The organism is uncultured Methanobrevibacter sp. (genome assembly GCF_902764455.1).
Lineage (GTDB): Archaea > Methanobacteriota > Methanobacteria > Methanobacteriales > Methanobacteriaceae > Methanocatella.
This window is the reverse complement of sequence record NZ_CACWVY010000001.1, coordinates 73,591-86,233: the sequence shown is the minus strand read 5'-3', so window position 1 is coordinate 86,233 and position 12,643 is coordinate 73,591. Positions and strand designations below refer to the sequence as shown.

At 34.6% G+C, this 12,643-nt stretch carries 14 protein-coding genes; 4 read left to right on the top strand and 10 right to left on the bottom strand.

All coding sequences use genetic code 11. The annotated features are described in order from the left end of the window. Positions 1-26 precede the first annotated feature (26 nt). Positions 27-650 carry a hypothetical protein gene (locus QZU75_RS00455; RefSeq protein ID WP_296880982.1) on the top strand — a complete coding sequence of 208 codons (624 nt, stop codon included), beginning with the start codon at positions 27-29 and terminating at the stop codon, positions 648-650. A 723-nt stretch (positions 651-1,373) separates the two neighbouring features. Further along, positions 1,374-1,859 (top strand): hypothetical protein, encoded by a 486-nt coding sequence (locus QZU75_RS00450; protein WP_296880981.1) that lies wholly within the window; start codon positions 1,374-1,376, stop codon positions 1,857-1,859. 190 nt (positions 1,860-2,049) lie between these two features. On the opposite strand, the gene QZU75_RS00445 is transcribed toward QZU75_RS00450, so the two are convergent. Together QZU75_RS00445 and QZU75_RS00440 are read right to left on the bottom strand one after the other, a co-directional pair. Then, complete coding sequence (locus QZU75_RS00445; protein WP_296880980.1) at positions 2,050-2,196, bottom strand: hypothetical protein; 147 nt, start codon at positions 2,194-2,196, stop codon at positions 2,050-2,052. Positions 2,197-2,349: 153 nt separating this feature from the next. After that, positions 2,350-3,573 carry a nucleotide sugar dehydrogenase gene (locus tag QZU75_RS00440; protein WP_296880979.1) on the bottom strand — a complete coding sequence of 408 codons (1,224 nt, stop codon included), beginning with the start codon at positions 3,571-3,573 and terminating at the stop codon, positions 2,350-2,352. Between the two features lie 163 nt (positions 3,574-3,736). Between QZU75_RS00440 and QZU75_RS00435 the strand changes: the two genes are divergently transcribed. Further along, entirely contained in the window at positions 3,737-4,975 is a 1,239-nt protein-coding gene (locus QZU75_RS00435) for a KamA family radical SAM protein (RefSeq protein ID WP_296880978.1), read from the top strand. A gap of 63 nt (positions 4,976-5,038) precedes the next feature. Here QZU75_RS00435 and QZU75_RS00430 read toward each other — a convergent pair whose 3' ends face one another. Genes QZU75_RS00430 through QZU75_RS00420 form a run of 3 tightly spaced genes read right to left on the bottom strand, consistent with a single transcriptional unit; the run spans position 5,039 to position 8,012 of the window. After that, entirely contained in the window at positions 5,039-6,076 is a 1,038-nt protein-coding gene (locus QZU75_RS00430; RefSeq protein WP_296880977.1) for an NOG1 family protein, read from the bottom strand. Between the two features lie 8 nt (positions 6,077-6,084). Next, positions 6,085-6,642: a TIGR00296 family protein gene (locus tag QZU75_RS00425; protein ID WP_296880976.1), complete on the bottom strand. Its 558-nt coding sequence runs from the start codon at positions 6,640-6,642 to the stop codon at positions 6,085-6,087. Further along, entirely contained in the window at positions 6,642-8,012 is a 1,371-nt protein-coding gene (locus QZU75_RS00420) for a TldD/PmbA family protein (protein WP_296880975.1), read from the bottom strand. Before QZU75_RS00420 ends, QZU75_RS00425 begins: the two co-directional genes overlap by 1 nt. 111 nt (positions 8,013-8,123) lie before the next feature. On the opposite strand from QZU75_RS00420, the gene QZU75_RS00415 reads away from it, so the two are divergent. Further along, positions 8,124-9,320: an FAD-dependent oxidoreductase gene (locus tag QZU75_RS00415; protein WP_296880974.1), complete on the top strand. Its 1,197-nt coding sequence runs from the start codon at positions 8,124-8,126 to the stop codon at positions 9,318-9,320. Positions 9,321-9,327: 7 nt separating this feature from the next. On the opposite strand, the gene pyrI is transcribed toward QZU75_RS00415, so the two are convergent. Genes pyrI through hisA form a run of 5 tightly spaced genes read right to left on the bottom strand, consistent with a single transcriptional unit; the run spans position 9,328 to position 12,559 of the window. Beyond that, positions 9,328-9,804 carry an aspartate carbamoyltransferase regulatory subunit gene (pyrI, locus tag QZU75_RS00410; RefSeq protein WP_296880973.1) on the bottom strand — a complete coding sequence of 159 codons (477 nt, stop codon included), beginning with the start codon at positions 9,802-9,804 and terminating at the stop codon, positions 9,328-9,330. Positions 9,805-9,809: 5 nt separating this feature from the next. Further along, positions 9,810-10,304, bottom strand: a complete 495-nt coding sequence (locus QZU75_RS00405) for a flavodoxin (RefSeq protein ID WP_296880972.1) — start codon at positions 10,302-10,304, stop codon at positions 9,810-9,812. A 15-nt stretch (positions 10,305-10,319) separates the two neighbouring features. Beyond that, the gene (argC, locus tag QZU75_RS00400) at positions 10,320-11,342 is read right to left on the bottom strand and encodes an N-acetyl-gamma-glutamyl-phosphate reductase (RefSeq protein WP_296880971.1); all 1,023 of its coding nucleotides are present in this window, start codon (positions 11,340-11,342) and stop codon (positions 10,320-10,322) included. Between the two features lie 13 nt (positions 11,343-11,355). Further along, the gene (locus QZU75_RS00395) at positions 11,356-11,817 is read right to left on the bottom strand and encodes an FAD synthase (RefSeq protein WP_296880970.1); all 462 of its coding nucleotides are present in this window, start codon (positions 11,815-11,817) and stop codon (positions 11,356-11,358) included. A gap of 4 nt (positions 11,818-11,821) precedes the next feature. After that, positions 11,822-12,559, bottom strand: coding sequence for a 1-(5-phosphoribosyl)-5-[(5-phosphoribosylamino)methylideneamino]imidazole-4-carboxamide isomerase (gene hisA / locus QZU75_RS00390; protein ID WP_296880969.1), 738 nt, complete (start codon positions 12,557-12,559; stop codon positions 11,822-11,824). Positions 12,560-12,643: the final 84 nt, after the last annotated feature.

Genomic DNA, 12,643 nt, shown 5'->3' with positions numbered 1-12,643 from the left:
AAATATTTCAAAAAAAGGTTTATTATATGAGTAATATAGTATTAATTATGGTTGTCAAAAGAAAATTTTCAGTTGGAATTGTGGATATTGAAAAAATAGAAGAAATAAATAATATTATACTAAAATATGCTGCATTCATTGAACAGCATTCAACCTATGATTATTTTCATCTCAGACCCATGAAAAGTGAAGATGTCAACCAGGATGTTACAGTTTTCTACTTAGAAGTTGAAAACGAATCCGAACGGGATAAAATAGTATATGATTTGGTTGAAGAATTGAACCAGTTAAATACTCTATACTCCCTTAGAGATGAGGATACGGGTGAAATAATTTTAATAGTTGAAGATGCGATAGCACTTGTAATTAAATTTGACAATGTTAAATTTATGAATGAAGGTACCTACGAAAAAATAGATGCATTTAATCATTTAAAAACTGAATTCGGTATATGCAAAAATTATAATCCTCATTTTCGCTCAGTTGAAAATATATCAATTGAAAACAAGCCTCTTGAACCTGAAACAATTTATCTGTTCTCTGAGTCTCCAGAAGACCTTTCAAAATTAAAAACATTAATTTCTCAAAAGATTATGGAAATTGATTCCAATATTGAAATAGAAACTAAGTATTTCGAGTTTTTAGATTAGAGTCTTGCACTAAATCAAAATATAGCTTAAAATAGATTTAAACTATGGGGGATTAATTTTTCTCAATAATTACTTTTTTTTAATCTTTTACTTGATTTCATGATTTGTTAGTCATATTACCTTTTTTAATAATAATTTTATAATGGGATTGAAAATAAATTTCTCTTGTATAATTTACAGGAACAATGCATATGACAATCTAGTTATTGCAATAGGATCTCAACTGATTGCTGAAATTTGACATTGATGGGTGGAATGACGTCTCTCGGCTGACCAACATCGGGGATAGAAAAATCATTCAGGAATCCCTCACGGACAAAATGATATAGTATTCATCTCAAATCTTTCATCGGCATTGAAACGGCCTATGAATTAGCAAAAAATAGGGATATAATACAACATTCCTTGAAAAACTTTCTCTGCCCAGCAATTGTTTTTGGATGGGAAAATATCCGAAAATCTAATTGAATTAAATGAAAGTGTGACATTTGAAGCTGTCATATTCATCATTCCTTTCAATATATTTTTAAAATATCTTTAAAATGGATATTTGAGCAAATAAATAATTTAATGGCTTTTATTTATTTAATAATTATGTAAGTGTGTACTTACATTCGAAAAAAGTTATATATGGCTAGTTTTATATAATTAACTATACTTACGAGAGGCACACTTACCTCAAACCATTCTCAGGTGTAATTAAAAAAATTAAATGTGATTATCATGAATACAAAAAAAATATTTTTTGCAATAATCGTCACTGCACTTCTAATGGGAGGCGTTTGTGCCGCAAGTGTAAACGATTTTAAACTAGACAGCAATTATAAAAGTATCTATAATGGTGAATACTACTCAGTATCCGCAAACGGCAATCAGGATGCAGGAATTTCAATTTATAAAAATGTAAATGATGATGTTTACGACGATGTGGAAAACGATGACATCTTGGATAATGTGATTCACCACGACGGAAGAGAATACCTATATTCTGATGACGATTTAAGTGTTAATGTAAACTCTGACCACATTGCAAACTTCACTGACTATGATCACGCAACCCATGGTGCATCTGAAATTGTATCTGCTGGAGGGGAACAATACGTTGTTGTTGCATGGGCTAAAGACTCAAGCAACATGAACACTGCCAAACTGATTTCAACATTAAATCAATTCAACAAAAACAACAATGTTAAACCGGTAGCATTCTAAAACCGGAATTGTCAATTGGGAAACTCCTTTCCCAATTTATTAATTTTTCTCCATATTTTAATTTTGGGAGATTAACTCTCCTTTAAACTTTATTTTTTGTTATTGATTTGAAATTTGGTGAAATTTCGTTAAAAAACAGAATGCCACGACTGGTGGTGTCGTGGATAGTAGAATTCTCTACATTTTTTTATTATTTCATTGCTTTGTAAATACCAAAAAGGAATAGTGTAAATGATACAACTGTTGCTGCAGAAATTCTGTTACCTATAATGATTGAACCTATTGAAATTAATAAACAAAGGACTCCGCCAATAAAGTATTCGTTTGTAAAGTTCATTTTTTCACCTCGGTAATATTTGTAAAAAAATATATATTTTTAATAATATTTAAATGCTTGTTCAAAAATTCTAAGAGGTATTGATGTAAAATGAACATTGCAAAAAATAATAAAAAAAGATGTGCTCAATTTAAAGCACATTTTCACATTCAATCAGTCTCTTCTGAAGAGGTCTCTTGTGTATACCTTATCCACAACATCTCCAAGAAGGTCTAAATCATAGCGGTTTGCTAAAATAACGTCACTTTCAGCTTTAAAACGATCAATGTCATTTACCACTTCGGATTTGAAGAATTCACTTCCATCCTCTAATGTAGGTTCATATATAATTATTGGAATTCCTTCCGCTTTTATCCTTTTCATGACGCCCTGTATTGCTGATGCACGGAAATTGTCACTGTTACTTTTCATGGTAAGTCTGTAAACACCTACAGTTTTCGGATTTCTTGAAATAATCTGGTTTGCTATGAACTCTTTTCTAACAGCATTTGAATCGACAACTGCTTTTATCATGGTCTGCGGAACATCTTTATAGTTTGCCAATAGCTGTTTTGTATCTTTTGGCAGGCAGTATCCTCCGTAACCGAATGAAGGGTTATTGTAGTGTCCTCCAATACGAGGGTCCATACATACTCCGTCGATAATCATTTGTGTGTCAAGGCCTTTGGTCTGTGCATATGTATCAAGTTCGTTGAAGTAACTCACCCTTACTGCAAGGTAGGTGTTTGCAAAAAGTTTGATTGCTTCGGCCTCTGTCAAATGTGCCAATAGTATTGGAATGTCCTGTTCTGGCCAGCCTGATCTTTTTTCTTCTTCTCTTGCACCTTCCAGAAGTAAATCTGCAAACATTTGCCCTTCATCTTTTTGATTATCATCGCATCCTACAACTATTCTGCTTGGGTGGAGGTTATCATAAAGAGCCTTTGATTCACGAAGGAACTCTGGTGAGAATATAATGTTTTCAACGCCGTACTTTTCACGTACAGACTCGGTATATCCGACAGGAATTGTTGATTTAATAACCATCAATACGTTAGGATTGACTTTTAAGGTCCATTCTATTGCATCCTCAACAGCTGAGGTATCAAAGAAATGATTGACATCATCATAATTTGTAGGTGTAGCTATAATGACAAGGTCAGCACTTTTGTAAGCGGCTTCCTTATCTGTGGTTGTATAAAGATTAAGTTTCCTTTCACCTTCACGGACCTCTGTAAAAAATCTTTCTATCTCATCATCCTGAATGGGACTTATAAACTGATTCAGCATTTCAGCTTTTGATTCTGTTGTTGTAATTGCAGTAACATCATGTTTTTGAGCGAGTAAAACTGCAAGGGAAAGACCTACATATCCCACCCCCGCAACTGTAATTTTCATTTTTAATTATCTCCTGTTTTTATTATTCAATTACTTTAATAATTTATATCTTCTATTTAAAAAACTTTGTTCATAAAATTGTAATGCATTTTCCTTTAAAAAAAGATATTTATTTATAAAACAAATTATAAATAAACTAATAACTTATGGAAAATTATATTAAATGAGGTATGGTATTATAGATATCAATAGAGAAAAGTCATTAATTCGTTCCAATGAGCTTGATAAAATAGCTTTGGGAGATATGGAACATAAATCAAAAGTCAGATTAGGCTTTAGTGATTTTTCTAAAAAATTATATTCCAATACTAAAAATAAAATACTAAAGGAATTGAATGCAACTGAAGAAGACTGGAATGATTATAAATGGCAATTAAAAAATCGTATCAGTGATGTTGATGAAATTTCCAAGTATGTAAATCTAACTGATGAAGAATATGAAAATATAAAAAGGGTCAGTGAAGAGCACAGGTTTGCAATCACTCCATATTATTTTTCATTGATTGATTTTAACAATCCAAATTGTCCGATAAAATTACAGTCCATTCCAGATATCAGGGAACTGGATGAGGACGGACACTTGGATCCTATGAATGAGGAACAGTCAAATCCCTCAGGAAAAATTACAAGAAGATATCCTAATAAATTGATTATTAATGTTACCAATGCTTGTCCTATGTATTGCCGGCACTGCCAGCGACGCAGATTATTTGGCAATTTCGATAAAAATTCTTCTAAAGAAGATCTTGATGAATCAATTGAATTTATTGAAAATCATCCGACTATAAGGGAAGTATTGGTTACAGGAGGAGACGCTCTGCTTCTGTCTAATGATAGGTTGGAATATATATTTTCTAGATTATCCAAGATAAATCATGTTGATGTAATAAGAATAGGTACAAGGGTAATTGTAACTCTACCATTCAGAATCGATGAAGAGCTTGCAGTTCTTCTTAGAAAATACAAGGTGCAGGTTTCAACCCAATTCAACCACGCATCTGAAATTACTCCGGAGGCTGTAAAAGCAATCGATATGCTTGTTGACCATGGAGTGCTCATCAGAAATCAGATGGTGCTTCTTCATAACGTCAATGATGACAAGTACTGCATACAAAAAACCAATGAAGAGCTTCAGAAGTATCGCGTTATATCATATTATCTGTTCCATCCGAAAGATGTTAAAAGCACTAAGCACTTTCAGGTTGATATCTCCAAAGGTTTGGAGATTATGAAGCATCTTGAAGGCAGAACAAGCGGTATGTGCAAGCCGACATATGTATTCAATTCACCGGGAGGGTACGGTAAAATACCTCTGGTGCCTGTAGAGAATATTGAATATCAAAAGGATGGTTATAAGTTAACCACTTGGGAAAACAATGAAATAACATATGATTACAAATAGTTCTTTCAAATTTTTCCTATAATTTTTAAAAATTAGTATGAATGAGTTGATTACTAATGGATATTAGTAATACTCATCATCATCTTCTTCTTCACCGTTAACTTCAAAGTTGCGGTCTATTTTTTTAATGGTATCAATTTTTTTGTTAATTAAATCAATACCTTCTCCTTCAATTGCGGATATGAATATTGACCTCTCTTCATCGTCAATGTATTCGTTGAGGTATTCTTTGTCTTTAACAAGATCCATTTTATTGAATAAATAGAATACTGGAATTTCGGCAAAAATCTTTTCTATTTGCTTTAGGAGATTATACTGATTTTCCAGGTGGAATCCGCATGTTTCAGATGCATCAAAAATAAATAAAATTGCATCAGCCAAATGCTCAAGTGCTACAATTGCATTCATTTCAATATCGTTCATCTCCAAAACAGGTCTGTCTAAAAGTCCTGGAGTGTCAATAATCTGGATATGTTTCCAATGCCTTTCAGTATGTCCGATTTGAATTCCCTTTGTTGTAAAAGGATAATTCGCCACTTGAGGATCAGCTCCGGTAATCTGTTTTAAAAGTGTGGATTTTCCAACATTCGGAAAACCTGCTATTACGATTGTGGTTGCGTCAAAATCGATTGTAGGCATGTTTCTCAGGTTTTGTTTTGCAAAATCGAGAAAGTCCAAATCCTTTTTAATCTTATCTACAACAGATGCAATTCTTCCATAAGCCTGTTTTTGAATTGCTGTTGCATTTTCAGACGGATTTTTCCTAATTTTTGCACCGTACTCCTTTTCAAGTTGGGTTATAATCCCATAAGCCCAGTTAAGCCCTCCAAGAGCCTGTTTCATATCATCTACTCCGACGGTAATGTCAATGTAATCCTGATAAAATGGGTGTAAACTTTCAATTTCGGGAACTGCATCAAGTATTGATTTCAATTTGTCTTTGATGACCTGGCAGGAAGTGACTACTCTTCTCTCTTCAATCCTTTTTCCCTTTAAATGTTTAGGTATTTTTTGACTTCTCACTAGGTCTGCTTGTTTTTTTCCTCGGCTGAACCCTTTGTCTAAAAGTTCTTTAGTCGTAGGTATTGTCGGTATCATCATTTTAATCACTATTTAAAAATTTGTCCTTGGAATTTATAGACGTCACAGCTTTCATCCATCCAGCTATCTGCACTGATTCCAGCTTTCATACAGGTGTTTTCTAAAAACTCTTCCACAGTAAATGCATGTTCTGTTGCAACTTGCGGAAGCAGAAGTCCTCTTGAATAGCCTTTTTGGATGATTAAACCGTCTTCACCGATAACTATTTCATCAAAGTACTGTTCGGGAGCGGCAACTTCAATTAATTCAGGAGGGGTTAGAACGGTCACTTCAAAGTCAAGAATTTGAAATTCGTCTTTGGTTACTGCACTGAATCTTGGATCGTTGAAAGCGGCTGCAATGGCCACATCGATTGTTGCTTTTATTGCAGGTTCAATTGGTTCTGCATATCCTATGCATCCTCTCAATGTATTATTCTTGTTTAATGTAACGAAAACTCCTAATTTTTCATCTAATTCAATTGGGTAATCTTCAGGTATTTCTAATTTTTCTCCAGTTTCTATAAAATGTCCAATAGCTTCTTTAGCTAAATCTACCAAATATTGTCCGGCTCTATCAGTTATCATTATCCCATTCCTCCAACTAATGCATTTAATATTCTTGTATGTGGTCCTCCATCACCTACTGGGGCTATCTGACCATCTTTTCCACAAAATCCGACACTCAATTTAAAGTCATTTCCAATTGCATCAATATTTTTTAAAGTTTCAAGTATATTTCCTGATAATGAAACATCTCTTACAGGAGTGGTCAGCTGACCGTTTTCAATCAGATATCCTTCGGCTGCATTGAACTGGAAAATTCCTTTTCCTGTATCGACTTGTCCTCCTCTGGAACCTTTCAGATAAATTCCGTTAGGAATATCTTCAAGCAGTTCCTCAAAGCTATTGTCACCTGGCTGAAGGTAGGTATTGCTCATTCTGACTATTGGTTTTTCAGAAATAATTGACCTTGCATTTCCAGAAGATTTCATGCCTAACTGTGATGATGTTTCTCTTGAATTTAAAAGAGATATCAGTTTTCCGTCTTTAACCAGCTGATTTGGTTTTGTTTTAATTCCCTCTACATCGTAGGGATAATATCCAAAACCTTCCTTTAGACTGGCATCATCAAAGATATTGACAATATCTGAAGCGATTTGCTCTCCGAGTTTTCCTTTAAGGATGGAATCGTTCTGCAGAATCAAATCTCCTTCAACAGCATGACCTAATGCTTCATGGATTAAAACGCCTGTCAGTTCGGGGTCTGCTATTACCGGAAATTGTCCTGATGGTGCAGGTTCGGCGTCAAGCAATCTGACTGCTTTTTCCCCGATGTTTCTTCCAAATTCTTCAATATCTTGTTCGCTGATTGCTTCAAAGCCTTTCACTCCTCCAAGACTTCCATGACCAAATTGGATAATTTCTCCATCTGTTGCAGATGCATTCAATGCCATTCTGACTCTTGATGTTTTTACTTGAATTTCAGAACCTTCACTATTCATAAACAGCTCATTTACTTCGCTGTCAGTGTAGCTTGCAGTTGTACTGTTGACTTTATCGATTGCAGCAGCATCGCTTGCATCTTTCATTAAGTCTTTTTTCTCATCAATGGGAATGTCTTTGAAAGGTATCTTAACGTCAACTGCAATATTGTCTTTAATTACTTCACTTTCACTTAGTTTGACATCTCCTTTAAGGGAGTTGGATAATTTGATTGCAGTTTCAGTGATTTCGTTAATTTTTGATAAGTCTGTTGTGTATGCAAAACCCCATGCTCCGTTATTTAACACTCTAATTCTTGCACCTAAACTCATTCCAGTGTTAATTTCATCTACATTTCCATCTTTCATTAATATTGATGTGTTTTCACCGATTCCACAACGGATGTCAATGTAATCTACTTTGGGGGTTGTTTTTTCAATAACTTTTTCAAATAAAGAAATATTTTCTTCCATTTTTATCCCTCAAATATTTTTAATCTAATATATATTTGTTTCCAATATTATAATAAACTTTTTTATATATGGATTGTTATATATAATAGTAGTTATTTATTGGGTGAGACTATGATTGTCATTATTGGGACTGGTGCTGGTGGTGGGATTTTAGCCCGTGAACTCGCCAAAAACGGTCAAGAAGTGGTCATGTTAGAAAAAGGTCCTTACATAGAACCTAAGGATGCATTTGAGTGTTATGATAAATATGGGCATGGAATTGATTTACTATCAACAACATGTATTGCAGGCTCTACAATTGTATCAATGGCCAATATGGTAAGGGCTCTTGATGAAGAATTTCATGAGTATGGTATTGATTTAACTGAAGAATATAAATATGTTGAAGAGTTAGTAGGAGTTCATGAATTGGATGATTCTCATATAGGTCAGGGAACCCAGCTATTTTTAGATGCTGCCCGTGATTTGGGCCTTGATGTGCAGAAAATGCCAAAGGCAATTCGTGAGGAAGACTGCATACAGTGCGGTAAATGCGCTTTTGGATGTCCGGTTAATGCCAAATGGACTGCAAAGGATTTTGTAGATGAAGCGGTTGAAGCTGGTGCAACTTTGATTTGTGATGCTGAAGTGACTGACATTATCCTTTGTAATATGGAAGCCTGTGGTGTTAAATATGTTAAGGATCATGAAGAGAATTTAATTAAAACTGATAAAATTATATTGTGTGCCGGTGCTATCAATACTCCTGTAATTTTGAAAAATATGGGATTGACAGGTATTGGCCGTGAATTGTTCTTTGATCCATTTGTAACTGTTGGAGGATATTTGAAGGATGTTAACTTTAACAGTGAGGTTCAGATGGCTGGTCTTGTAAAAGGTGAACACTTTGTTTTATCTCCTCATTTCTCAACATTTACTTTTGATGATGATGTTGAAGACAAGGATATATTTTCAATAATGGTAAAAACTCCGGATGAAGCAAAAGGATATGTTCACAGTGATGGCTTTGTTCAGAAAGTCAATACTATTGAAGATATCAGGTATTTGGCTGAAGGTGTGGCGACTGCTGGTTTTATTTTGGAAAAAATGGGCGTTGATCCAAAAACAATACGTTCAACACACTACAGAGGAGCACATCCCGGCGGAACTGCAAAGATTGGTAATGTTGTAGACAGCAATCTTGAAACTGAAATTCCTAACCTCTTTGTCTGTGATGCGAGTGTTCTTCCGGTATCTCCTGGAAAGCCTCCTATTTTAACAATACTGGCATTGTCAAAAAGACTGGCTGATTACTTATTAAAAAAATAGAAGAAGATTATTCGAATTGTTTATCGATATCTTCTGTTTTTATTAATTTTTCACAGTAATGGCACCTTACAACTGGAGGATTTTTTTCAATAACATTAAATATAGGGGTTATAGGCTCATTTTCATAGTTTGTAATGCATTTTGGGTTTGTGCATTTAAGAATAGATGTGATTGTATCAGGAAGCCTAATTTTATCCTTTTTGACAGGTTCATAATCTCTAATAATGTTAATTGTAGCTTTAGGTGCAATTAAAGCAACTTGATTTAATTCTTTATGGTCAAGCTCTCTGCTTTCAATTTTTAAAATATCCTTTCTACCGATTTCGCCTGAAGAAACATTCATAGCAATGGTAACATTTACAACGTCATCATCAGGAAGACCTAGAATCTTAAGGATATGTAATGATTTGTTTGCAGTGATATGGTCAATAACTGTACCATTTTCAATAGCTTTAATTTTTAATTCGGATTTGTCTTTAGCCATTCAATCTACCTTTTATACATTTTTAAATCTTTCATTTCTATAATTGTTTCTGTATCCAAAGCCAGTTTATCCGGGTCTTTGTCTTTAGTAGCAATGGTAAAGCTTTCAATAACTCTGGCTCCACGCATTTTAACTTTCTCTTCAAGTCTTTTGATGTTGGTGTCGCCACGATTGGCATCCATTGTAGCAAAGAGTATCACATCTTTTCCTCTCAGGTTGCATCTGTCAATGATTGTAAGGATTGCAGGTGTTGGATTTCCCGCCCATGTTGGTGTTCCAAAATAGATTGTACTGTATGGGGTCAAATCAACACTTGCAGGGGCTATGTCTGTTTTTGTTTCTCTAAATGCATTAATTGAAGCAAATAGTTTGTTTTTAAATCCTTCACGATTTTTCAAATCATGAACTCTAAGTATATCTGCATGTAATTTTTTAGCCAAGGTTCTTGCCACTAAATCTGTTTTTCCGCCCTGTGAATAATAGATTATTAGTGTTTTCATCTTATCTCCTCTTATTTAAGGATGAAGACCGAAATGTGTTAAACCTAATGTTTCATCAATTCCGAGGATAATGTTCATATTTTGTATGGCCTGACCTGATGCTCCTTTTACAAGGTTGTCAATTACTGAAAGCATTATGAGTCTTCCGGTTTCATCAATTTCGAATCCTCCGATGTGTACAAAGTTTGATCCTCTAACTGAACTTAAGTGTGGGATTTCTCCTTCATCCATAAGCTTAATAAAGAATTCTTCTCCATATTCTTTTTCATATATTTTTCTGATTTCTTCTGGTGTGATGTCTGCATGTTCATCTTTCAATAAGCTGTGGCTTGTTGTTTGTATTCCTCTGATTACAGGCACCAGATGAGGTGTGAATGATACTTTAACATCTTCAAATCCATGTAGTTCCTGTTGAATTTCAGACATGTGTCTGTGTGATGAAATCTTATACGGGTTTACATTGTCTGCAATATTAGGGTAATGTGTGGTTGCAGACGGATTGACTCCTGCTCCGCTGACTCCTGTTTTTGAATCGATAATAATTCTGTCAACCAAATTGTTTTTAACCAGAGGGTAGGAGGATAAAATTGCTCCTGTTGGGAAACAGCCAGGATTTGCAACAAGGTCTGCTTTTTTAATTTCATCTCTGTACAGCTCAGGAAGTCCAAAGGCTCCTTTGTTTTTGCTGTCAGTGTGTTCCATACCGTACCATTTTTCATAAACTGCAGTATCTCGGTATCTGTAGTCTCCGCTTAAATCAACTACTTTCATGCCTGCATCTAAAAGTTCAGGAACGATTTTCATTGATGCGCCGTGTGGTGTTGCGGTAAATGCAACATCCACATCAAGTTCTGAAGGACTTTTATTTGTAAATACAAGTCCTGAATCTCTTACATGTGGGTGAATTTTATGTGCTGGTGTTCCATCATATTGTCTTGAAGTGATATCAGTGATTTCAACTTCAGGATGGTTTAAAAGCATTCTTAAAAGTTCACCGCCAGTGTATCCACTTGCTCCTATAATAGCTACTTTAAACATTTTCATAATCTCCTTAATCTTCACAATGGTCCAATATTTTTCCTTCAAAGTCTGTATTTTCTATTTTTCTGATAATTTTGCAGCTGCTGTCAAGTTCACAGTCACGATATTTTTCAATGCGTACGGCTTTTGCTTTCAATCCTCTTTTTTCAAGGGCTGTCTGCAGTTTTCCAATATCGTGGTTTTGATCAGCTCCTACAGTGATAATGTCCGGGTCAATTTCACGGACGATTTTAAAAACATCGCCGTTTGCATCACCCAAATAAGCGTCAGTTACTGGTTTTAGCATTTTGATTAATTCTAAACGTTGGTCCTCTCCAACTATTGGCACTCTTTTTCTTCTCTCAACAGTAGCATCACGTGCTACAACAACATAAAGCTCGGCATCTTCTCCACCTAGTTTTTTAGATTCTTCCAGGTAAACTCCATGTCCCGGGTGGAGTATGTCGAATGTTCCGGTCGCCATTATTTTCATTCAATTACCTCTTCTGATATTTTAAAGCTTCAGTCAAATCAATTTTATTAGTATAAAGTGCAGAACCGATTACAATTCCTTCCACACCACTTTCATTTAATTTTTTAATATCGTCTATTGTGGTGATTCCTCCTGAATAGACAATAGGCAAATCTACAGATTTTTTTAGCTCTTCTACAGGTTCTGTGTAAAAACCGCCCAAAAGACCTTCAACATCCACATTTGTAAATAATATGCTTCCTGCTCCATGGTCTTTAAATTCCTGTGAGATTTCAGACGGTGATTTGTCGATTTTTTCCTGCCATCCTTTAATAACTACTCTGTTGTCTTTGCTGTCAAGTGAAATCATTATCCTTTCTGAACCGTATTCTTCTGAAAGTTCAGTTATTGTTTTTGGATTTTGGATACCCATGGTTCCGATTATCAGTCTTTCGATATCCAAATCAAGTAACTGACGAGCATATTCTGTGCTTCTTATTCCTCCGCCAAGTTGGATAGGAACTGAAACTTCATTCAAGATTTTTTTAATAATATCAAAGCTTGCAACACCGTTTATTGTACCGTCCAGGTCAATAACATGTATGTTTTTTGCTCCTAAATCTTCCCAGTGTCTTGCAACAAGTTCAGGATTTTCTATTTCAACCATTTCACTTCCAGGTTCGCCTTGAACAAGCTGGACACATTTTCCATTCTTTATGTCCACTGCCGGCATTACTAACATTTCATCTTTTTTAAATGACATTTACATTTTTCCTGTACTATTTTATTATAATATACTTTTTAGTTTTGAAATGTTTTATATGTTTCTTATTTGTGAGTGATTTTA